The organism is Polaromonas sp. P5_D5, assembly GCF_054049435.1.
On sequence record NZ_JBFUMJ010000003.1, the window covers coordinates 130,772 to 153,889 of the forward strand.

The 23,118-nt window shown below is 62.2% G+C and carries 18 protein-coding genes; 1 reads left to right on the forward strand and 17 read right to left on the reverse strand.

The annotated features are described in order from the left end of the window. Position 1 precedes the first annotated feature (1 nt). The 17 genes from ACXJKE_RS13410 to ACXJKE_RS13490 form a co-directional block, all read right to left on the reverse strand. Positions 2-805, reverse strand: coding sequence for a cell division protein FtsQ/DivIB (locus ACXJKE_RS13410; RefSeq protein ID WP_457281096.1), 804 nt, complete (start codon positions 803-805; stop codon positions 2-4). Beyond that, the gene (locus ACXJKE_RS13415) at positions 802-1,779 is read right to left on the reverse strand and encodes a D-alanine--D-alanine ligase (RefSeq protein WP_457281097.1); all 978 of its coding nucleotides are present in this window, start codon (positions 1,777-1,779) and stop codon (positions 802-804) included. Before ACXJKE_RS13415 ends, ACXJKE_RS13410 begins: the two co-directional genes overlap by 4 nt. Further along, positions 1,776-3,209 carry a UDP-N-acetylmuramate--L-alanine ligase gene (gene murC / locus ACXJKE_RS13420; protein WP_457281098.1) on the reverse strand — a complete coding sequence of 478 codons (1,434 nt, stop codon included), beginning with the start codon at positions 3,207-3,209 and terminating at the stop codon, positions 1,776-1,778. Before murC ends, ACXJKE_RS13415 begins: the two co-directional genes overlap by 4 nt. After that, positions 3,206-4,288 carry an undecaprenyldiphospho-muramoylpentapeptide beta-N-acetylglucosaminyltransferase gene (murG, locus tag ACXJKE_RS13425; protein ID WP_457281099.1) on the reverse strand — a complete coding sequence of 361 codons (1,083 nt, stop codon included), beginning with the start codon at positions 4,286-4,288 and terminating at the stop codon, positions 3,206-3,208. Before murG ends, murC begins: the two co-directional genes overlap by 4 nt. Continuing rightward, a complete protein-coding gene (gene ftsW, locus ACXJKE_RS13430) occupies positions 4,285-5,541 on the reverse strand; it encodes a putative lipid II flippase FtsW (RefSeq protein ID WP_457281100.1) in 1,257 nt (418 codons plus the stop codon). The genes murG and ftsW overlap by 4 nt, the downstream gene beginning before the upstream one ends. After that, the gene (gene murD, locus ACXJKE_RS13435) at positions 5,538-7,328 is read right to left on the reverse strand and encodes a UDP-N-acetylmuramoyl-L-alanine--D-glutamate ligase (RefSeq protein ID WP_457281101.1); all 1,791 of its coding nucleotides are present in this window, start codon (positions 7,326-7,328) and stop codon (positions 5,538-5,540) included. Before murD ends, ftsW begins: the two co-directional genes overlap by 4 nt. A gap of 5 nt (positions 7,329-7,333) precedes the next feature. After that, on the reverse strand, positions 7,334-8,512 hold the full coding sequence (gene mraY, locus ACXJKE_RS13440; protein ID WP_457281102.1) for a phospho-N-acetylmuramoyl-pentapeptide-transferase: 1,179 nt from the start codon (positions 8,510-8,512) through the stop codon (positions 7,334-7,336). Next, positions 8,502-9,911 carry a UDP-N-acetylmuramoyl-tripeptide--D-alanyl-D-alanine ligase gene (locus ACXJKE_RS13445; RefSeq protein ID WP_457281103.1) on the reverse strand — a complete coding sequence of 470 codons (1,410 nt, stop codon included), beginning with the start codon at positions 9,909-9,911 and terminating at the stop codon, positions 8,502-8,504. The genes mraY and ACXJKE_RS13445 overlap by 11 nt, the downstream gene beginning before the upstream one ends. After that, positions 9,908-11,395, reverse strand: coding sequence for a UDP-N-acetylmuramoyl-L-alanyl-D-glutamate--2,6-diaminopimelate ligase (locus ACXJKE_RS13450; RefSeq protein WP_457281104.1), 1,488 nt, complete (start codon positions 11,393-11,395; stop codon positions 9,908-9,910). Before ACXJKE_RS13450 ends, ACXJKE_RS13445 begins: the two co-directional genes overlap by 4 nt. Before the next feature lie 2 nt (positions 11,396-11,397). Next, positions 11,398-13,131: a peptidoglycan D,D-transpeptidase FtsI family protein gene (locus ACXJKE_RS13455; RefSeq protein WP_457281105.1), complete on the reverse strand. Its 1,734-nt coding sequence runs from the start codon at positions 13,129-13,131 to the stop codon at positions 11,398-11,400. After that, positions 13,128-13,436, reverse strand: coding sequence for a cell division protein FtsL (ftsL, locus tag ACXJKE_RS13460; RefSeq protein ID WP_457281106.1), 309 nt, complete (start codon positions 13,434-13,436; stop codon positions 13,128-13,130). The genes ACXJKE_RS13455 and ftsL overlap by 4 nt, the downstream gene beginning before the upstream one ends. Before the next feature lie 40 nt (positions 13,437-13,476). Beyond that, the gene (gene rsmH / locus ACXJKE_RS13465; protein WP_457281107.1) at positions 13,477-14,394 is read right to left on the reverse strand and encodes a 16S rRNA (cytosine(1402)-N(4))-methyltransferase RsmH; all 918 of its coding nucleotides are present in this window, start codon (positions 14,392-14,394) and stop codon (positions 13,477-13,479) included. A 9-nt stretch (positions 14,395-14,403) separates the two neighbouring features. Next, a complete protein-coding gene (gene mraZ / locus ACXJKE_RS13470) occupies positions 14,404-14,832 on the reverse strand; it encodes a division/cell wall cluster transcriptional repressor MraZ (protein ID WP_457281642.1) in 429 nt (142 codons plus the stop codon). Positions 14,833-15,323: 491 nt separating this feature from the next. After that, entirely contained in the window at positions 15,324-17,168 is a 1,845-nt protein-coding gene (locus ACXJKE_RS13475; RefSeq protein ID WP_457281108.1) for an STAS domain-containing protein, read from the reverse strand. Positions 17,169-17,207: 39 nt separating this feature from the next. Further along, entirely contained in the window at positions 17,208-18,257 is a 1,050-nt protein-coding gene (gene dksA / locus ACXJKE_RS13480; RefSeq protein WP_457281109.1) for an RNA polymerase-binding protein DksA, read from the reverse strand. 341 nt (positions 18,258-18,598) lie between these two features. Continuing rightward, positions 18,599-19,675: a CobW family GTP-binding protein gene (locus ACXJKE_RS13485; RefSeq protein ID WP_457281110.1), complete on the reverse strand. Its 1,077-nt coding sequence runs from the start codon at positions 19,673-19,675 to the stop codon at positions 18,599-18,601. Positions 19,676-19,942: 267 nt separating this feature from the next. Next, a complete protein-coding gene (locus tag ACXJKE_RS13490; protein WP_457281111.1) occupies positions 19,943-21,133 on the reverse strand; it encodes a class I SAM-dependent rRNA methyltransferase in 1,191 nt (396 codons plus the stop codon). 133 nt (positions 21,134-21,266) lie between these two features. Here ACXJKE_RS13490 and ACXJKE_RS13495 point away from each other — a divergent pair, with 133 nt between their 5' ends. Then, on the forward strand, positions 21,267-23,102 hold the full coding sequence (locus ACXJKE_RS13495; protein WP_457281112.1) for a sensor domain-containing diguanylate cyclase: 1,836 nt from the start codon (positions 21,267-21,269) through the stop codon (positions 23,100-23,102). The last annotated feature ends 16 nt before the right edge of the window (positions 23,103-23,118 follow it).

Below are 23,118 nucleotides of genomic sequence, written 5' to 3' on the forward strand. Positions count from 1 at the left end.
TTTACCTTTTTTTCTTTCCGTCGTCTTTGTCAGCGGGGCTTCCCGTGGTGACACCCCTGAGCCTGATCGCATAACCATTGCCGTAACGCAGGTCGGCGGACTCCAGGTCCCGCCCGTACCGGGATGACACCTGCGTCACCGTGGCAATAAAGCGGCGGGTGCGTGCCTGTATTTCGTCCAGTGACCCGTGCCCGAGCTCGATCACGGCGCCGCTGTCCAGCTGGGCACGCCAGCCACCCTGGCCGGTCATCTGCAATTGCTCCAGCGTGGCATCTGTTTCATCGAACATCGGCGCAAGCGCCTGGTAGGCCTGCAGTACCTGCGCCGCCTGACCCGGCGGCCCATTGAGCACCGGCAGGTCTTCTGCCTCGACGTCGCCCTGGTTGGCCTCAAACACTTCACCAAAGCTGTTGACGAGCCGGGCATCGCCCTCAGCCCCCCAGAACGCCACCGGCTTGTGTTCCTGCAGCACCACCTTCAGCCGGTTGGGAAATTCGCGCTGCACCAGCGCCCTGCGCACCCAGGGAACAGACTCGAACACCGCGCGCGTGGCACCCAGGTTCACCGTGAAAAAATTGCCGGACAACCTGGGCGCCACATTGGCCCGCAGCGTCACCGCGTTGTTGTGCGCCAGGTCGCCCTCCACACGGATCGCGCTCAGGCTGAACAGGGACTGGCGCATGAGCCACGCCACAGCCAGTGACGCAACCATGGCGGCAAACGCCAGGCCCAGAACCACCGAGAAGGTGTTCATGAGCTTGACGTCCAGCGGCAAGGAAGGCGGCAGTGGCAGGGCTCTGCTCAAGTGGCGGCTCCTCCGTGTTTCTGGTGATCGAGCGAAGCAGTCTTCAGCACTTCGATGCAAAGGTCTTCATACGAGATTCCGGCCGCACGGGCGGACATGGGCACCAGCGAATGCCCGGTCATTCCCGGCGACGTGTTGATCTCCAGCAGGTAGGGCTTGCGCGTGGCCTTGTCTATCATCACGTCGGCGCGGGCCCAGCCGCGGCAATTGAGAATGCGAAAGGTGTCCAGCACAAGCTGCTGGATGACCGCCTCTTCGCCCTCGGGCAGCCCGCAGGGAACCAGGTACTGGGTGCTGTCGGTGAAGTATTTGTTCTGGTAGTCGTAGTTACCGTCGGGCGCTACTATGCGGATGACCGGCAGCGCGCGCGCGCCGGCACCGGTACCCAGCACCGGGCAGGTCACTTCGTCACCGCTGATGAATTGCTCGCACAGGACATCGGCATCGAGTTTTTCGGCCTGTGCCACTGCGCCGGCCATGGCGGAGCGTTCCGTCACCTTGGTCAGCCCGATCGATGAACCTTCGCGTGCCGGTTTGACGATCAACGGCAGGCCGAGCGCATCCGGCAACGCGGCAATGTCGGCAGCGCCATAAGTGCCGCGGCGCAACAGGCGGTATTGAGGTGTCGGCAATCCTTCGGAGATCATCACGCGCTTGGTCATGACCTTGTCGATGGCCATGCTGGAAGCCATGACGCCGGAGCCGGTGTAGGGAATGCCCAGCAATTCGAGCGCGCCTTGCACCGTGCCATCCTCGCCGAAGCGTCCATGCAATGCGATGAAGCAACGCTCGAACCCATCCTCCTTCAGCTCGCTCAGGTCGCGCTCGGCAGGATCGAAGGCGTGGGCATCCACGCCACGCGAGCGAAGCGCTTTCAGTACCCCGTTACCAGACATCAGCGAAACTTCGCGTTCGGCCGATAGCCCGCCCATCAGGACGGCGACTTTTCCAAAATTCAACATGTCTGCTTTCATGTCCGGACCTCCCTGGTGCCGCCATGCCCTGCCGGCTCCAGCATTTCTGCAACCCTTGCGGGCACCATGCCGATGGATCCGGCACCCATGCACATCACGATGTCGCCATCCAGCGTGTTGTCGAGGATGGCCTGCGGCATGGCATCGATCTCGTCCACAAAGACAGGTTCTACCTTGCCGGCCACGCGCAAAGCCCGCGCCAGCGAGCGTCCGTCTGCGGCCACGATGGGTGCTTCACCGGCGGCATATACCTCGGACAGCAGAACCGCATCGGCGTTGCCGATGACCTTGACGAAATCTTCAAAACAGTCACGCGTGCGGGTGTAGCGGTGCGGCTGGAAAGCCAGCACCAGTCGCCGGCCGGGGAAGGCGCCGCGCGCGGCAGCCAGCGTCGCGGCCATTTCCACCGGGTGATGGCCATAGTCTTCTATCACGGTGAAATGCCCGCCGCCCTTGGCCGGCATGTCCCCGTAACTCTGGAAGCGCCGTCCGACGCCCCGGAATTCAGCCAGCGCTTTCTGTACTGCCGCGTCGGGCACGTTGAGCTCAACGGCAATGGCAATGGCCGACAGGGCATTGAGCACGTTGTGCTCGCCGGCCAGGTTGAGCACCACGTCCATGTCGGGCAAGGTCACGCCATTGCGGCGCTGTGCCGTGAAATGCATTTGTGCGCCCACCGGCCGCACATTGACGGCGCGCACCTGCGCATCTTCGCCGAAACCATAGCTGGTAATGGGGCAGGAAACCTGCGGCAGGATGTCGCGCACGGCCGGGTCGTCGGTGCACAAGATCGCCGTACCGTAAAAAGGCATGCGGTGCAGGAAGTCGACAAAAGCCTTCTTGAGGTTGCCGAAATCGTGGCCATAGGTTTCCATGTGGTCGGCGTCAATGTTGGTGACGACGGCCATCACGGGCAGCAGGTTCAGGAATGAAGCGTCCGATTCGTCAGCCTCGACCACGATGTAGTCGCCGGAACCAAGTTTGGCGTTGGCGCCGGCGCTGTTGAGGCGCCCGCCGATGACAAAGGTCGGGTCCAGGCCGCCTTCGGCCAGCACGCTGGCGACGAGACTGGTGGTGGTGGTTTTCCCGTGGGTCCCCGCGATCGCGATGCCCTGCTTCAGGCGCATCAGTTCGGCCAGCATCAGCGCGCGCGGCACCACGGGAATGCGTTTTTCACGCGCCGCCAGAACCTCGGGGTTGTCGGCCTGTACGGCGGTGGATGTCACCACGGCGTCGACCATCTCAAGGTTGCCGGCGGTGTGGCCGACGAAGGTCTTGATGCCGAGCTTGCCCAGGCGTCGCAGCGTTGGGCTGTCTGACAGGTCAGACCCCGAAATGACGTATCCCAGGTTGTGCAGCACCTCTGCGATGCCAGACATGCCGGCGCCGCCCAGACCGATGAAGTGAATGTTTTTGATGGCGTGTTTCATGTCGCCAGCTCCTCACAAGCGGCCACCACACGGGCCGTGGCTTCAGTTTTTTGCATCGTTTTGGCCTGTAAGGCTTTCTGGACAAGCGCAAGCCGCTCTGTTTTTTGTAGCATTTCTGCCAGCATTCCGGCGCTGAGGTCGCGCTGCTGGATCAGCCATCCGCCTCCCTGGTCGACCAGGAACTTCGCGTTGACTGTCTGGTGGTCGTCGACCGCAGCGGGAAAAGGCACGAACACTGCCGCAGCGCCCACCGCGGCGATTTCCGTGACCGTACTGGCGCCAGCGCGGCAAATGATCAGGTCGGCATCGGCGAAGGCCTTCGCGGTGTCTTCAATGAAAGGCGTGAGCTCGGCCGATACGCCAGCCGCCGCATAGTTGGCGCGCAATTCTTCAATCTGCAGCGCGCCGCTTTGGTGGAGGACCTGTGGTCGTTCTGCTTCAGGGATCAGTGCGAGGGCTTTGGGTACCAGCTCGTTCAACCCCCGGGCGCCCAGGCTCCCGCCGACCACCAGCAGTTTCAGGGCACCGCTGCGTCCGGCAAAACGCTCTTGCGGGCCGGGCTGCCGGGTAAATGCTGGCCGCAGGGGGTTGCCTACCCATTCGGCTTTGGGCAACACGCCCGGAAATGCGGTGAAGACGCGGTCAGCCACACTCGCCAGCACCTTGTTGACCATACCCGCCACCGAGTTCTGCTCGTGCAGAACCAGGGGCTTACCCAACAGCACGCTCATCATCCCGGCCGGAAAACTGATGTAGCCACCCAGGCCAACCACCACATCGGGCTTGACGCGGCGTACCACCTGGATGCTTTGCCAAAACGCCTTGAGCAGGCGCAGGGGCAAGAATGCCAGCGTGACCGGCCCTTTGCCTCGCACACCGGAAAAATCAATCGATTCGAAAGGGAAGCCGCGGGGCGGCACCAGCTGGCTTTCCATGCTGGGGCGGACTGCGCTGCCACGCCCGCCCAGCCAGTGCACCCGCCAGCCGCGCTCCCGCAGGGCCTCAGCCACTGCCAGGCCCGGAAAAATGTGCCCGCCCGTTCCTCCGGCCATCACCAAAGCACAGTGTTGCTTGCTCATGCGCGGCCTCCTCTCATGAGCAGGCGATTCTCATAGTCAATCCTCAACACCACGGCCAAAGAAATCAGGTTCATCAAAATCGCCGAACCGCCATAACTCATCAGCGGCAGTGTGAGACCCTTGGTAGGCAGCGCACCGAGGTTCACGCCAATGTTGATGAAGGTCTGGAAACCTATCCAGATGCCAACGCCTTGCGCCACCAGACCGGCAAACAGGCGGTCCAGGGCAATCGACTGGCGGCCGATGTGCATGATGCGGCGGGTCATCCACATGAACATGCCGATCACAGCCAGCACACCCAACAGGCCAAACTCTTCGCCAATCACGGCCATCAGGAAGTCGGTGTGCGCTTCGGGCAGCCAATGCAGCTTCTCAATGCTGCCGCCCAGACCCACACCGAAAATCTCGCCGCGGCCGAAGGCAATCAGGGAGTGGGAGAGCTGGTAGCCCTTGCCCATGGAGTATTTATCGCTCCACGGGTCGAGGTAGGCAAAGATGCGCTCACGCCGCCATTCGCTGAGCATCACCATCAAGCTGAAGGCAACCACCACCACAGCCGCGATGACAAAGAACATGCGGGCATTGACACCGCCCAGGAAGAGAATACCCATCGCAATGACCGAGATCACCATGAACGCGCCCATGTCGGGTTCGGCCAGCAATAACAATCCGACAATTGCTATGGCCACAGCCATGGGCATCACCGCGCGGAAGAAGCGCTCTTTCACTTCCATCTTGCGAACCATGTAATCGGCCGCATAGAGAAGCACCGCGAATTTCGCGAGCTCTGAAGGCTGAAAGTTCATGATGCCCAGCGAAATCCAGCGGCGGGCGCCGTTCACGCCTTTTCCGATAAAGGGCACCAGGACCAGTATCAGCAGCAACAGGGAGAGGACAAACAGCCAGGGCGCCAGTTTTTCCCATGTGGCCAGCGGCACCTGGAATGCCAGGACGGCAACGATGAGAGCGACCACCAGCGACAACACATGGCGCAGCAGGAAATGGGTATGCGCATAGCGCGCGAATTTGGGGTTGTCGGGCATGGCCACGGAAGCTGAATACACCATCACAAGGCCCCACATCAACAAGGCCACGGTGACCCACAGCAGCGCCTGGTCAAAACCGGCCATGCGAACAGGAGGTGCGGCCAGCGTCTGTGGCCGGCTGTGTCCGCCAAGCCGCACGGGAAGGACTTCCGACGCGGCCTTGCCGAAACCGGAGAACCAGCCGAAAAAGCGTGCGGCAGCCGTCACAGCACTTGCCCCTGTTCTTGCGCCAGCGCCTGCACGGCTTCACAAAAGACCTTGGCCCGGTGCTCGTAGTTGTCGAACATGTCGAAGCTTGCACAGGCCGGCGACATCAGGACGGCGTCACCGGTCTGTGCCTGCTGCGCGGCCAGGGTGACCGCTTCCTCCATGGATACGGCGTCGAACACTGGAATATTGCGGGGCAAGACCTCCTTGATGAGAGGCGCATCGCGCCCTATCAGCACCACGGCCCGGACGTGGCGTTGCACCGGGTCGGCCAGCGGTGAGAAGTCCTGCCCCTTGCCTTCGCCGCCCAGAATGAGCACCAGCTTGCGCTCCAGTCCCAACCCTGTCAGAGCCGCCACGGTGGCGCCCACGTTGGTGCCCTTGCTGTCGTCGAAGTATTCAACGTCATTGACGACAGCCACCGACTCCACGCGATGGGGCTCACCGCGGTATTCGCGCAGGCCGTGCAGCATGGGGGCGAGGTTGCAGCCCGCAGCCACAGCCAGGCCCAGCGCCGCCAGGGCGTTGGTGGCGTTGTGCCGCCCGCGTATGCGCAGGGCTTCGATAGGCATCAGGCGCTGCACGTGCAGCTCTACCTCTTCGTCTTTGCGGCGCTTGATGGTTTCGTCGGCCTCGGCCGCGCGCACCAACCAGGTCATGCCGTTGACGGTTTCAATGCCGTAGTCGCCGGGACGCTGCGGCTCGCCGGCACCGAAGGTCGCATGGGCGCGCACTTGAGGTGGCTTCAGGCGCACCTTGACAGGCGGTGGCAGCATGGCCATCACGCGGGCATCGTCACGGTTGAGCAACATAAAGGTGCTGACACCGAAGACCTTGGCCTTGGCCGCGACGTAGGCGTCCATGTCGCCGTGCCAGTCCAGATGGTCCTGCGTGATGTTGAGCACCACGGCAGCCGTCGGCTCAAAACCTTGCACATCGGCCAGCTGGAAGCTGGACAGCTCCAGCACCCAGACTTGGGGCAGGGTTTCGGCGTCCATATGGGCCGACAGCGTGTCGAGCAGCGTCGGGCCTATGTTGCCGGCCACGGCCACGGTTTTTCCGGCGCGCTGCACCAGTTGGCCCAGCAGCGAGGTCACCGTGGTTTTTCCATTGGTGCCAGTGATGGCCAGCACTGCGGGGCGGTAGCCCGGCACAGGTTCGACTTGCACCAGGGCCAGCAGGGCCGCGGGCAGTGTGGCATCTTCACCGGCTTCATCTGGAACCGGCGCGTCGTCCGCGGCATCCGGTGCGGCAATGACCGTCTCTTGCAGATCGCCTGAAGTGTCGGCCGCCACAGCGGCCTGGTCTTCGGGTGAATCAGCGGCATCGGCTACAGCGGCTTCGTCAACAGCTTCGGGCGCATCGGGCAAGGGCACGTCAGCCATTGGCTCGGGAGCTACAACAGCTTGGTCGGATTCTTCGACTACCTCAATGGTCGGTGGCTCGCGCAGATCCGCCAAAGCCCGCGCGAACAAATCCAGTTCTCCACCCACAGGCAATCCCATGGCGCGCGCGGCATCAGCCACGGACGCGATGGTCTCGGGCGTCAGACCGGGCGAGCGATAGACGGCGCGTACGGCCGTACCCTGCACCAGCTCGGGCGTGAAGGCGCCTCCCACAAATTCCACACCCGGAAGTTCTTCGCGCAAGGTGGCGAGCAAGGGTGGCGCTTCGCGCGTGTCGGCGACCGTCACGTGCGCCCCATGGCGCGAACACCAGCGCGCCATGGCCAGGCCGGACGCGCCCAGGCCCAGAATCAACACGGTTTGGTCTTGTAAATGCCGCATGCCTGTTACCTGAGCTTCAAGGTGGAAAGGCCGATGAGGCACAGCAGCATGGTGATGATCCAGAAACGCACGACCACCTGCGTTTCTTTCCAGCCGCTTTTCTCGAAGTGATGGTGCAGCGGCGCCATCTTGAGGATGCGGCGGCCTTCGCCGTAGCGCTTCTTGGTGTACTTGAACCAGGTCACCTGCATCATCACGGAGAGCGCCTCGACGACGAAGATGCCGCCCATGATGGCCAGCACGATTTCCTGGCGCACGATGACCGCGATGGTGCCCAGCGCGGCGCCCAGCGCCAGCGCGCCCACGTCGCCCATGAAGACCTGGGCCGGGTGCGTGTTGAACCACAGAAAGGCCAGGCCGGCGCCTGCCATGGCCGAGCAAAAAATCAGCAGCTCACCCGAGCCGGGGATGTGCGGGAAGAACAGGTATTTGGAGTAGACCGAGCTGCCGGTGACGTAGGCAAACACACCGAGCGCCGAGCCCACCATGACGACCGGCATGATGGCCAGGCCGTCCAGGCCGTCAGTCAGGTTGACGGCATTGCTGGAGCCCACGATCACGAGGTAAGTCAGGATCACGAAGCCGAACACGCCCAGCGGGTAGCTGATTTCCTTGACGAAAGGCACCAGCAGGCCAGCTTTGGGCGGCAGGTTCACGTCAAAGCCCGACTGCACCCAGCTGAAGAACAGTTCGAGCACGCGCATGTTGGAGCTCTCGGAGATGCTAAACACCAGGTACAGCGCCGCGATGAGGCCGATGATGGATTGCCACAGATATTTCTCACGTGACCGCATGCCTTCCGGGTCTTTGAGCACGACCTTGCGCCAGTCGTCTGCCCAGCCTATGGCGCCAAAGCCCAACGTGACGATGAGGACGATCCAGACGAAACGGTTGGACAAATCGAACCATAGCAATGTGGAAATTCCGATGGACAGCAGAATCAGCACACCGCCCATGGTGGGTGTGCCGCTCTTGCTCAAATGGGTCTGCATCGCGTATTCCCGAATTGGCTGCCCGATCTTCAGCGAGATCAGCCGCCGGATCACAAAGGGGCCCGCCAGCAGACCGATCAGCAGGGCTGTGAGCGCGGCCATGACTGCACGGAACGTCAGGTACTGGAACACCCTGAAGGACCCGAATTCGGGGGAGATTGACTGGAGCCACTGGGCCAGACTAAGCAGCATGGGGCTCTTCCTTCTGATGTTGTTGATGTTGTGTTTGATCTTGCGCATTGGCCGTGATGGCCTGGACCACACGCTCCATCCTCATGAAGCGAGAACCCTTGACCAGCACGCTGCCGGTGTGGGGCAGCTCGGCCAGCACGGCGGCGGCGAGTTCGTCCATGCCGCCGAAAATCTGCGCACCGCCAAATCCGGCCGCTGCCTGCTTTGACTGCTCGCCCAATGTGAACAATTTTTCAATACCCAGCGCGCGTGCATGGCGGCCGGCTTCATCGTGGAACTGCGGCCCCTGGTTGCCGACCTCGCCCATGTCACCCATCACCATCAGACGCGGGCCGGGCAGTTCGGCGAGGACCTCCAGGGCGGCGCGCATGGAGTCGGGATTGGCGTTGTAGCTGTCGTCGACCAACGTCAACACCCGGCCCGGCAGGGCCACGGCGATGGCACGGGAACGGCCCTTGACCGGCACAAAAGCCGAGAGGCCCACGGAGATGGATGCCAGGGGAACGCCCGCAGCCAGCGCGCAGGCCGCGGCGGCCAAGGCGTTCTTGACGTTGTGCCGGCCGGCGATGTGCAAAGAGAAATCAGTGTTGCCCGCCGGGGTCGTAGCCACCACCTTCCAGCAGCCGTCATCCCATTGCGCGGTAGCTGTGATGTCGGCGGCGCCCGCGAGCGCGAAGGTCAGTACCTTGCGCGTGCCGACCAGTTCACGCCACAGGGGGGTGTAGTCGTCGTCGGCCGGAAAGACCGCCGTGCCGCCCGCATCCAGCGACGCAAATACCGAGCCGTTTTCGCGCGCCACCGCTTCCACCGTGGCCATGAATTCCAGATGTTCGCGCTGCGCATTGTTGACCAGCGCGACGGTGGGCCTGGTAATTTCAGCCAGATAGGCGATCTCGCCCGGGTGGTTCATGCCCAGCTCGACCACCCCTACTTCGTGCTCGGCCGACAGGCGCAGCAGCGTGAGCGGCACACCGATGTCGTTGTTGAGGTTGCCTTCAGTGGCGAAGGCCTTGTTGGCCTTCCAGGCGCGCAAGATGGCCGCGATCATTTGCGTGACGGTGGTTTTCCCGTTGCTGCCCGTCACAGCCACCAGCGGCAGACGGAACTGCGAGCGCCAACCGGCGGCCAGTTGACCCAGCGCCAGGCGCGTGTCGGGCACTTCCAGCCCCGGCAGGCCAGCTTGCACCAGACCATGATGGGCAATCGCCGCGACTGCGCCCTGTGCCTTGGCTTGCGCGAGGAAATCATGAGCATCGAAGCGCTCGCCCTTGAGCGCCACAAAAAGGTCGCCCGCCTGCAGGCTGCGCGTGTCGGTGTTGACCCGCAAGGCCTGCACGCCGCCGTCACCCACAAGGCGAGCAGCGGACAACCAGCCCAGGGCTTGCTGCAGGCGCATCATGGCCGGCCTCCTTGTTTGGGCGAAGCCAGGGCATCGAGCGCCGCCTGCGCATGCTCGCGGTCGGAGAAGGGAAGCTTCACACCGCCCACTTCCTGATAACTTTCGTGGCCCTTGCCGGCCAGCAACACGATGTCTTCGGGGCAAGCCAGGCTCAAGGCGTGCGTGATGGCGGCTGACCGGTCGGCCTGAACGTGCACAGCATCGCGGCGGCTCAGGCCAAGCAAGACCTGGCAAATGATGGCCAGCGGGTTTTCGCTACGCGGGTTGTCGCTGGTCACTACCACCTGGTCGGCATTTTTTTCAGCTACAGCCGCCATCAACGGACGCTTGGTGGTGTCGCGGTCACCACCACAGCCGAACACGCACCAGAGCTGGCCATTGCGGTGTGCCGCAGCCGGCCGCAGCGCGAGCAACACCTTTTCAAGAGCGTCGGGCGTGTGGGCGTAATCAATCACCACCAGCGGCCGGCCCGGGACGGCCAGCGTCTCGGTGCGCCCAGGCACGGGCAGCAGGCCGGCACAGGCCTTGACCGCATCGGCCAGCGACACACCCATGGCGCGCAGGGCTGCGAGCACACCGAGCAGGTTGGACACGTTGTACTGGCCCACCAGCCGGGCAGCCAGCGTATGGCTTTCGGCACCCTCGGTCACCTCAAAACTCAATGCTTCGGTGCCGTGCTCGATCTTGCGCGCCTGCAGGCGTGCCGGTTCCGCGCAGGATACCGTCCAGAGGTCCAGGCCGCTCCCCGCGAGCGACTCCTTCAGTTCTGCACCCTTGGCATCGTCGATATTGATGACCGCCGCCTTCAGACCCGGCCAAGCGAACAGCGCGGCCTTGGCCTCCCAGTAGGCTTGCATGGAAGCGTGGTAGTCGAGGTGGTCCTGCGTGAAGTTGGTAAATATCGCGACCTCAATGGCGGTCGCGTCCAGGCGGTGTTCGACCACGCCGATGGAGGAGGCCTCCAGCGTACAGGCGACAAAGCCCTGGTCGGCGAAGCGCCGAAGTTCCTGTTGCAGCAGCACCGGGTCCGGCGTCGTCAGGCCGTTGGAAACCATGGCACCAGGCTCACCTATGCCCAGCGTGCCAATGACGCCGCATTTGTGACCCAGCCGGCCCAGAGCCTGCGCCAGCCACCAGGCGGTGGAGGTCTTGCCGTTGGTGCCGGTCACAGCGGAAATCCGCAATTGCCGGCTCGGCTGGTTGAAGTAGACGGCGGCGATAGGCCCGGTGGCGGCCTTGAGACCGGCGTATTCGGCGATCTTTTCGTCCTGGAAACCGAAGGCGGCCGCGCCTTCCTGTTCGACCAGACAGGCAGTGGCACCCGCAGTCAACGCACTGCCCACGAACTTGCGCCCGTCGGTCACGGTGCCGGGCCAGGCGACAAAGCCGTCGCCCGGGGTCAGCCTGCGGCTGTCCGTGCACAGGCTGCCGCTCACGCGTTCGCGCAACCAGCCGGCGGCTTGTTCAGGGGTGTGGAGTTGCATGCTCAAAACGACTCCTCCACGGCCTGGGTGGTGATTTGGGGCTTGACGCTCATGTCAGGCTGCACGCCCATCATGCGAAGCGTTTGCTGCACCACCTCGCTGAAGACAGGTGCAGCGGCCACGCCACCAAAGTAATTGCCGTCACTGGGCTCATCGATCATCACGCCAACGATGATGCGCGGGGCCTCGATAGGCGCCATGCCTGTGAACCATGCGCGGTATTTGTTGGTGGCATAACCTTTGCCGACCTGCTTGTGCGCCGTTCCCGATTTTCCGCCTACCGAATAACCCACCGTTTGCGCCAACGGGCCAGTACCACCGGGTGCGGCGGCCATTTGCAGCATCCGGCGAACGGCATGCGCGTTCTCTGCAGAAAAGACCTGTACACCCACGGCGGGCTCGCTGCTTTTGAGCATGGTGGCGGGAATGATCTGACCGTCATGCGCGAAAGCAGTGTAGGAGTGCGCCATCTGGAACAGCGAGGCCGACAACCCATAACCATAGGCCATAGTCGCCTGCTCGACAGGGCGCCAGGTCTTCCAGGGCCGCACACGTCCGGTAACCGCGCCTGGGAACTGGATCTGCGGCTTTTGCCCATAACCCAGCGCCATGTAGGTCTCCCACATTTCCTGCGGGCTCATCTTTTGCGCAATCTTCAACGCCCCGACGTTGCTGGATTTCTGGATCACACCTTCAACCGTCAGCGTGCCGTAGTTGTGCGTATCGCTGATGGTGAAGCCGCCGATGCTGTAACGACCGGGTCCGGTTTCGATGATGGTTTGCGGCTTGATGCGTCCGGCCTCGAGCGCCATGGCGACCGTGATCGGCTTCATGGTAGAGCCGGGCTCGAATGTGTCGGTCAGGGCGCGGTTGCGCAACTGCTCGCCGGTCAGGTTTTTCCGCTTGTCGGGAACGTAACTGGGATAGTTCGCCAGGGCCAATACCTCGCCGGTGGTGGAGTCCAGCACCACGACACTGCCGGCCCGGGCTTTGCGCGCAATGACCGCGTCGCGCAGCTTCTGGTAGGCGAAGAACTGCACCTTGCTGTCTATGCTCAGCTGGATGTCCTTGCCTTCGACAGGCGGCATCTGTTCGCCGACATCCTCGACGACACGACCCAGGCGGTCCTTGATCACGCGGCGCGAACCGGCCTTACCGGCCAGGTCCTTGTTGAAGGCCAGCTCAATGCCCTCCTGGCCGCGATCCTCAACGTTGGTGAAGCCCACCACGTGGGCCACGGTTTCGCCCTCGGGGTATTGGCGCTTGTACTCCTTGCGCTGGTAGATGCCCTTGACGCCCATGGCATGGATTTTTTTTGCCACCGGCTCGTCAACCTGACGCTTGAGCCAGACAAAGGTCTTGTCCTCTTCGCCCAGTTTTCTGTTGAGCTCGACCAGCGGCATTTCCAGCAGCACGGCCAGCTCGGCCAGTTGCGACTTGCTGGCTTCGACGTCTTCGGGAATGGCCCAGATGCTGGATGCCGGTACGCTGGATGCGAGGATCAGCCCATTGCGGTCCAGGATGCGGCCGCGGTTGGCGGGCAACTCCAGTGTGCGGGCAAAGCGCACCTCACCCTGGCGCTGGAAAAATTCATTGCCAAAAATCTGGATATAGGCCGCACGACCCGCTAGCCCGGCAAAAGCCAACGCGATACCGGCCACGATGAATTTGCTGCGCCAGACGGGAGTCTTGCTGGCCAGCAGGGGGCTGGACGAATAAAGCACGCTGCGGCTCATGGCCTGGGCCCTTCCGGCGCCGAAGCCGCCGTTACCGGAGCGTCCTTGTAGCTCACATATTGCGTGATGGCAGGTGTCACCGTGCGCATCTGCAGCTTGTCCTTCGCAAGCTTCTCGACCTTCAGCGGCGTAGCCTGGGCGCGCTTTTCCACCTGCAAACGCTCGTTGTCCATTTCGATTTTGCGGGCTTCGGCCGTCGCTTTTTCCAGCTCGACATAGAGGCGTCGCGACTCGTACTGAGTGCGCACGAGGTAAAGCGCGCTGGCCAACACGGCGAGAAGCAACACGAGGTTCAGCCTGGCCATGATATGACCCCCACGTTTTTCGCTTCGCGTACTACGGGGTTCATGCCGCCACCCCCGTGCGTTCGGCGACGCGCATCACGGCGCTGCGCGAGCGCGGATTGCCTTCGACCTCTTCTGCGCTGGGCTTGGTGCGGCCAAGCGCCTTGAGCTGCATGGCCTTGGGTTCGGCGAAAGGCGCGCGACGGTCGAACACCTCGCGCGAATGTGCGGCGATGAACTGCTTGACGATGCGGTCTTCGAGCGAATGAAAACTGATCACCACCAGACGGCCTCCCGGTTGGAGAACTTTCAGCGACGCAGCTAGCGCCTGTTGCAGCTCTTCAAGCTCGGCGTTGATGAAAATCCGAAGAGCCTGAAATGTGCGCGTTGCAGGGTCCTTGCCCGGCTCGCGGGTTTTGACCGCGCCAGCCACGACTTCGGCCAGCTCAGCGGTGGTTCGAAGAGGGCCCCGTTCCTGTCGGCGACGATCAATCGCCTTTGCAATCTGTTGAGCAAACCGTTCTTCGCCATATTCACGAATCACCTCCGCCATGGTTTCTATGGATGCATCCACCAGCCACTCGGCCACGCTCTGGCCACGCGTGGTGTCCATGCGCATGTCCAAAGGCCCCTCTTGCCGAAAAGAAAAACCGCGCACCGGGTTGTCGATCTGCGGTGAGCTCACACCCAGATCCATCAGGACACCGGCCGCACTGGCGACGGGCAACAGACCCAAATGCATGAAACCCTCGTGACGGATGGAAAACCGCGGGTCGGTGATGGTGTGCGCCTCGGCAATGGCGTCGAGATCCTTGTCGAAGGCGGTAAGCCGCCCTTGGGGTGAGAGCTGCGACAGCAACAACCGCGAATGGCCGCCGCGCCCGAAGGTCGCGTCGACGTAGTGGCCGTCCGGGTTGACAAGAAGCGCCGCTATGGCTTCGTTCAACAAGACGGTGCGGTGTGTCCATGTGCCGTTCACCGTCTTCTTTCAGAACGAGAAGTCTCTGAAGACATCGGGCATCTCGCCCTTCATTTGCTCGGCCTCCTGGGCTGCGTAGGTGGCGGCGTCCCAAAGCTCAAAATAACCACCCATGCCCAGTAGCACCGTGTCTTTGCTGATGCCGGCAGCCGCCCGCAATTCGGGCGACACCAACACACGGCCGGTGGCGTCCATGTCGACGTCCATTGCGTTGCCGAGGAAGATGCGCTTCCACCACTGCGCCTGCATCGGCAACGAAGCGATGCGGTCGCGGAATTTCTCCCACTCGTTGCGGGGAAAAATCATGAGGCAACCGTGCGGGTGCTTGGTGATGGTGAGTTGGCCGGAAGCTGTGGCGCTCAGCACGTCACGATGCCTGGTAGGCACGGAGAGCCTACCCTTGGTATCGAGAACTAACGATGAAGCGCCTTGAAACACTGCTACAAACCCTTGAAAAACACTTTTCACCACTAAATTGCACTTTTCCCCACTTTAGCAGGAAACCATTTGCAAACAAGGGATTTGAAACAAATTTTTTCAATGAAATCAAGGACTTAGGAGTATCTTCGGATCCAGGGCCTATATTAAAAAGTGTTCTAAATTAAGCACTTAGACGGTGCACTGAAAGTATTGCTTTAAGCGCCAGCAACTGAGCACCCGCCAAAATGGAAAAAAGAGGAACTATTTCCATCCATTCAAACGCTCAGCGACCTGTTTTTACACAGTGCAAGCATGGCATAGCTATGAAAAATATAGCAGGTAAYGGCCGCCACATAACAAGAATGGGCGTGACCGCAGGGATAGCGTGTTTTTTTGAAGGGATACGGTGCAGAAAGCACAGGGCACCGGAAGACCTGTCGGACCAATCCGACTAGACGCCGAATGGCATGACAACACTACCCAAATCGGCCAGCAGAAAGGCCGCAAGGTCAGTCGATGCGGACTGTGACCCTTGCGTGCTCAGTGATGCCGATCACATTGAAAAACGCTGCAACGAGGCGATTGACTTCCGTGAATTGCACTGACCGGTTTTCTTCTTCGCGGGCTGACACCCAGTTCAGCAGCGTTCCCGCAGCCGAAAAATCCACGCGAATGAGCTTGGCACAGGAGATCAGCATCATGTCTGCACCCATCAGCTTAACTTCCAGTTTGTCCAGCACCGCTATCGCATCACCCTGGATCTGGCCTGACAGTTCGACCGACAGCACATTGCTCATCTGTGAACTCGGTGCATCCATCTGGGTGTCTCCATCAATGGCGCTCAGACTGGAGGACACGGAATCACGGTACACGTCGCCAATGATGGCCGACCCATCCGTGACGCCGCCCTGCGCATCGATCGGTTTGTATTCGCAACGTGCACTGTCCCAGGCTGGCGGGGAGACCTCGTAGGTAACGCAGAAGTCGAGTGCGGCCAATTCAAAGTCGTCGGGGCGATGCGTTACACGCAGCGCCTCCATGCGCAAAAGCCACCATTGCTGGGCGGTATCGCGGCTGCCTGAAGGGGTGGCGTTCTGCAGTACCTTCTGCAACTGCGCATCACCCATGAAACGCAGCTGAACAGGCTGGGTCGCCCACCCGCTGAAGACCTTGTACAAAGGCTCGACAGCATCAGGTTCGATGGATTTGAGGTTGTTCCAGTTCAGGCGCCACGGCATGGGCGCCTTGGCGGTGGCCGCCTTGAGGGCTGCCACGGTCTGTATACCCAGCACAGAGGGACAGACCCAATCAACAGCAGGACCATTCGGATTGGCGGCAGCCTTGCCCGCCGCCGGAACGCTGAGCATTTTCACCATGTCAGGCATGGAGAACCACTGCGGTGCCGAACGGTCAAACCGCTCGACAAACTGGATGGCTGCCGTTTCAAACTTATCCTGCTGGGCCGTGGCCCGGTACAGGTCAAACAAGGTCAGCCAGGTATCCGGGTGGCCCGCGCGTACGGCACCGGGGGCAAGAATTTCCAGCAGGCCGGCTTCGGCACCCGCATCGTCGCCATTGGCAAACCGGATAGCGGCCTCCTCCAGCTCTGCATCATGGGCAACCACTTCCTCCACATCCACCGCAGTGAGCTTGGAAGGAGAAAAGCTGGAACCGCCGCCGCTGTCGTAACTGCCGCCGATACCCGCCAGGCCGCCGATTGCAGGAGGTTTGGCAGGAGGTTGGGCGGGAGGCGTAGATCGGGCTGCGGCCAGCGCAACAGACAGGGAATCGGGCTGGGTCTGGGAGGGCTCGTGAGCGGCTTCCCGGGCCGCCTGCTGCTCGGCGGCCAACCTGGCTGCGTTCAGCTGCTGCAAACCTGCCGGCGCCGTGGCCCTGTATGCGGTGGGCAATGCGTTGTCCAGCATGGGGGGCGCCTGCGTCGATGGGCTATGCAAGGGCGCGTGCACCGAGTTGTCCGGCATGCCGCCATTCTTGGTTTTCCACCACTGCATGGACATCTGCGCTTCGATCTCGTCGATCTTCTTGAGCGTGGTGGCCCTGTCGTCGGGCTTGGAGGGCATGCTGCTCTGGAAGAACGAAGGCCGGCCGCCTGGGTCCTGGCCCACACCCACCATGGCTTCACGCTTGCGCATCTTGCGCAGCATGTCGAATTCGCGCTTGCGCACGAAGTCGTTTTGCCGCTTGCGCTCAATCATTTCCTTGAGCAATTGCTTGCTCATGGCTTCGTCGCGGTCTGTTTGCGCGCCGTCCAGATCCGACCAGTTCGTGGCCGGATTCCGGACGAACTTCACCATCTTGGAGAGCAAGCCTGAAGCGGTATCTTCTTTGGACATGGCAGGACGATTAAATAAACTTCAACCGGTAATCTGGGATCAATCGCCAAACATCTTCTGTTTAAGTTCCCGGCGTTGCTGTGCTTCCAGGGACAAATTGGCCGTGGGACGGGCGATCAGCCGGCCTACGCCGATGGGTTCGCCGGTTTCATCGCAATAACCGTAGTCGCCGGAGTCGATGCGGGCAATCGACTGTTCGATCTTCTTGAGCAGCTTGCGTTCCCGGTCACGGGTGCGCAATTCAAGGGCATGTTCTTCTTCAATCGTAGCGCGGTCCGCCGGGTCGGGCACCACAACGGTGTCTTCCCGCAGATGCTCGGTGGTTTCACCGGCGCTGTTGTGGATGTCCTGCTTGAGCACCGACAGCTTGTGGCGAAAGAAAGCCAGCTGCTTTTCGTTCATGTACTCGGAGTCCGGCATCGCCTTGACTTCGTCGTCGGTCAGCTGCTCGGCGGATTTGGTCTTCCAGTTGTTGGCGAGCTTGGGGTCTTTTTTGGCCGCCGCCTGGGGTGGCGGCGCGATCACGCGTTCGGTCATTGTGGAGTAACTGGCTTTGGCTGCGTCAGGCGCATGGGTTGGCACCATGGGTGCGGGAGGGGGTGACTGGGTGGCTACGCGGGCGGAGCTGCGCCTGCCGGGTTTCAGTGGAGGCGGGGCCATCAGCCCGGCCCTGACCGGTGCCGGGGCGGGTACCACCACGGCGGCGGGGGCCGGCTTGGCGCTGCTTGCAGGTTTTACGGCCGGTTTTGCAACGGGCTTGGCAGCTGATTTTGCAACAGGCTTTGCCGCAGGTTTTGGGGGAGATTTGAGCACGGGCTTGACGGGTTTGGCGACGGCCTTTGCTTTGGGCAAGGGCTTGGCAGCGGTTTTCTTGACAGCTGCGGTGGCAGGCTTTTTCGTGGAAGCAGCCTTGACAGCCGGCTTGGCGGCTTTTTTGGCAACGGGTTTGGGTGCCGGCTTGGCTTTGGCAACAGGTTTGGCCGCTTTCTTCACAGCTTTGGCGGCGGGCTTTGGCGCCGGCTTGGCTTTCGATGCAGGCTTGGCGGCCGGTTTGGCAGGTGTCTTGGTCTTTTTTGCTTGGGCTTTCACAATGTGTCTCCTCTGGGAAGCAGCCCCGGAATGGCCCATGGCCCTCCGCGGCAGCTTCCTGGCCAAACCGCTGCAGCGCAGTTCAACCCTACCTGTTGCCAGATTTCCTGGTTTGTCTGCCGCCTGCCAGCCTCGAAAACCACACCTGGGTGGCTTTCAATCCGCTTTGTAGCCGATTTTGTGCCTGGCTTGCCTCCCGAATTGATTTTCCGGGTATTTTGGTCGGCGCGCGATTGTAGCGGCTGCGCAGCCTGCCGTAGCACCCTTGGAACAAATCGTTGGAGAATCGAGACAAACATGAAGCCCTCCGCCTTTTACAGGCCACAGGCGGACAGCCTACCTCAAACCAGGCATTGCTCCAGGCCCTGCAGAAAAATATCTTTGGGCAAATCGATGCCGATGAAGACCATCTTGCTGTTTTTCTTCTCGCCCTCGGCCCAGGCGGGCCCCAGGTCGCTGCCCATGAGCTGGTGCACCCCCTGGAAAATCACCTTGCGGTCGGTGCCTTCCATATTCAGCACGCCCTTGTAGCGCAACATGCGCGGGCCGTAAATGTTGACGACCGCACCCAGGAAGTCCTCCAGCTTGGCTGGGCTGAAAGCCTTGTCCGACCGGAACACAAAGCTCTTGACGTCATCGTCGTGGTGGTGATGGTGGCCATGGCCCTCATGCCCGTCCTTGGCGTCGTGCGCATGTGAAGGGTGATCACAGTGCTCCCCGTGCTCATGGTCATGATCGTGGTCATGCCCGGCATGGTCGTCTTCCTTGAGGAAGTCGGGGTCGATGTCCAGCTTGGCATTGAGGTTGAAGCCGCGCAGGTCAAACACGTCCTTGATGGCGACTTCCCCGAAATGCACCGCTTTCTGGGGCGCGCGCGGGTTCATGTGCTTCAGGCGGTGCATCAGCGCGTCAACTTCGTCCTTGGCCACCAGGTCCGTTTTGCTGATGAATATCTGGTCGGCAAACCCGACCTGGCGGCGCGCCTCCTGGCGGTCGTTGAGCTGGGTCGCGGCGTGTTTGGCGTCGACCAGGGTCAGGATCGAGTCAAGCAGGTACTGCTCGGCAATTTCTTCGTCCATGAAAAACGTCTGCGCCACCGGCCCCGGGTCGGCCAGCCCGGTGGTTTCAATGACCACGCGCTCAAAGTCGAGCAGGCCCTTGCGCTTTTTGGCGGCAAGCAACTGCAGTGTTTCGCGCAGGTCTTCGCGGATCGAGCAGCAGATGCAGCCGTTGTTCATCTGGATGATGTTTTCTTCGGTGTCATTTACCAGGATTTCGTTGTCGATGTTTTCTTCACCGAACTCGTTCTCGATAACAGCGATTTTCTGGCCGTGCGCCTCGGTCAGCACGCGCTTGAGCAGCGTGGTTTTGCCGGAGCCCAGGAAGCCGGTGAGGATGGTGACGGGGATCAAGCTCATGGTGTTACCTAAAAACAGGAATTGCAGGGGTAGCGCGAAGGGCGAAGCAGGTCGCAGCCACACAGGTGGGGGAGTTTAGCGGCGGGTTCAAGCCCGCCACGCAGCCCCCGTGAATACCACCTTGGCCAGCAGTTACTTTACAGGTCGTGTCAAGCGCAGGGGCCCCAAAAACAGCGCAGGCCGGTAATTTCCGTCCTGTATCCGCTATATTTTTAATAGCTGCTTGCGCCCGTCTTTATTAGCCTGCAGCCACTATTTATATAAAAATCAGCCGCCCACCCGTTTCACCAGTACGAGCCCCTTCAGGTACTCGCCTTCCGGGAAGGCGACCGTCATGGGATGGTCGGGTGCGCCACCCATGCGCTCGGAGATGAAAGCGTCCACCCCCGCATCGATGCCGGCCGAAGCCACGATCTTGTGGAACAGGTCGGCGCTGACCCCGCCCGAACACGAGTAGGTAAACAGCACGCCGCCGGGCGCCAGAATCGACAACGCCAACCGGTTGATGTCCTTGTAGGCACGGGCGGCACGCTCGGCATGCGTCACCGTGGGCGCGAATTTGGGCGGGTCCAGCACGATGGCGTCGAACATCCGGCCTTCCTTCTGGTACTGGCGCAGCGAGGCGTTGACATCGGCATCCAGCAGGGTGGTGCGGCTGGCGTCAAAGCCGTTCAGTGCCACATTGGCCCGGGCCCGTTCGATCGCCGGGCCGGACGAATCGATCGACGTGACGTGCCCGGCGCCGCCGGCCAGCGCAGCCACGGTGAAGCCGCCGGTATAGCAATAACAGTTGAGCACCTGGCCGAACCGCAGGCGGCGCGTGTAGGCGGCAAACTTCTGCCGGCTGTCGCGCTGGTCCAGGTAAAAGCCGGTTTTATGGCCTTCGGCCACGTCCAGGCTGAGTTTCCAGTCGTGCTCAGTAATGGTGATGCCGGTTTCGCCCGAGCCGGCCAGCCAGCCGGTCACTTCGGGCAGGCCTTCCAGGGCACGGGAGCTCGCGTCGGAGCGTTCATAAAGGCGCGTGAGGCCGGTCTGGGCCAGCAGGGCTTCGACAATCACACTTTTCCATTTTTCTGCACCGCAGCTGGAAAACTGCGCCACCAGCGTGTCCGCATAGCGGTCCACCACCAGGCCTGGCAGGCCGTCGGATTCCCCGTGAATGAGCCGCCGTCCGTCGCTCTGGATGTCAAACAGCTCCCGTGCCTTCAGGGCCTGGGCGATGCGCGCTGAAAAGAAGGCCGCGTCGATGCGTTGGGCTTCGTCAAAGCTCCAGACCCGGGCCCGGATTCTGGAGGCCGGGCTGAAAGCGGCCCAGCCCAAAAATTCGCCGGCGTGGCTTTCAACCCGCACGGTCTCGCCCGCGTCACCGCCCCCTTTGGCGATGGCGCCGTCAAAAATCCAGGGGTGGCGCCGCAGCAATGAGCGCTCCTTGCCGTCCCGCAGTCGAATTATTTTCATGGCGCTATTGTCGCGGCTGATGGCATCGCCCCCTTCTTGGGCACGGAGCGTCCACGCTGACAAATGAGCCGGCTGACAGCGGTTTGACAGCTCAGCGTAATTTTCGTGAAAGTTTTGCGACAATCGCAGGTTAATGTTTTTGACCTCATTTTCGCGGCAATGGAAGAAACACGGGCCGCTGGCAAGCCCGGCCATGCGCACGCCCGCACCCGTCCGTACCCTGTTGCTGGGGCTGGTTATCAGCCTGTTCATGGGCTCGCTGCTGGCGCTGACCAGCCTGGATGCACGGTCGCGCACCATACTGGACCTGGACACCCAGACAGAACCTGTCGCACTGCAGGACTGGGGCGATTACTGGATAGACACGACCGGCCAGTTCACTCCCGAGCAGGTTGCCGCCACCCCCGACCTCCCCTGGAAGCCGACACACGGCAATGCGATCTACCCGGTGACCAGCGGCCAGGCCATGTGGGTGCGCTTTAACGTGCCGCCTGCGCCCGACGCAGAGCGCTGGTACCTTGAGGTTCCCTACCCGTCCATCGACCGGGCTTCGCTGTATACCCTGGACGGTGTCGGCCGCTGGAACGAGCAGCGCGCCGGCGACCTGGTGGCGGTAGACAAATGGCCGGTGCCGCACCGCCATCCCCTGCTACCCATCGCGCTGTCGGCCGAGGTACCCACCCACTACCTTTTGCGCCTGGAGAACGGCCATGCGTTCAGCGCGCCGCTGCAGTTCATCAGCGAGGGGCACCTGAGCCACTCAGAACAACGTGTTTCCCTGATCCTGGGCATCTTCTTCGGGCTGACGGGGCTGGCGGCGCTGATCTCGGCGCTGGGCGCCATTTCACTGCGCGACACCGCGTACGGTTACTACGCCCTCTGCGTGACCTTGATGGGCCTGACACAGGCAACCGTCACCGGCATCGCGGGCTTGCACCTGTGGCCGGCGTGGCCGGAGTGGAGCGACATTTCGACATCCGTGCTGCCCATGCTGGCGGTGTCGGCCACCCTGCTGTTCATTTCCGCGGTGGTGGCCCTGCCCGAACGCTCATTGCGCCTGCATTGGCTGATGGCGGGCCAGGCCGCGCTGGGCGTGCTGGCGGCTGGGGTGCTGGCGCTGGTGCCATCTGCATCGCGCATGGGCCTGTTCATCCCCATCGTGCTGCTGCTGGAATTCAGCAGCGTGCTGGTCATGGGCTGGGCCTGGCGGCGTGGCGACCGGTTTGCGCCCTGGCTGATGCTGGCGTATGTGCCGGTGCTGGCCGCCGCCGGATGGACCATGGCCCGCAATGCCGAACTGGTGCCCATCGGTTTCCTGACGCAGCACGGCATGCAGCTGGGCGTGGCGCTGCATTTGCCCATCGCCATGCTGGTATTGATGCTGCGCAGCCAGCACCGGCGCGAAAACATCCGCCGCATCCAGGGCCTGGACCGGGTAGACCCGGCCACCGGCCTCATCAACGGCCACGTGTTTGCCGAGCGCCTGATCCGCATGATTGCGCGTTCCGAACGGCTGCGCCACCAAAGCGCGGTGATGATCATCGACCTGGTCAACTCCGAGCAGATCCAGCGCGATTTCGGGCGCAAGGCCGCCGAAGAATTGCCGCTGCACGTGGCTGAGCGCCTTTTGTCCACCGCACGCGAGATCGACAGCGCTGCGCGGCTGTCGGAGCGGCGTTTCGGCATGCTGGTCGAAGGCCCCTTCAATGCCGAGGACGCCGGCACGCTTGGGCCGCGCATCGTGGCGCGCTGCCTCATGCCCTACAAAGGCCTGCACGTGGACTGCGTCGCACAGGTGCATGTCGCGTACGCCCTGGTGCCCTACCAGGGCTCCAACGCCCAGGGCCTGCTGACCCAGCTTGAAGAGCGCCTGGCCGCTGCCCCGGCCGACAGCAAGCGGGCCGTATTCATGCTCGGGGACGTGCCGCCGGCACGTCCGGCAAGGCGCGGCAACCCCAGTCCAGCCTGAGCACCGCCCGGCACCA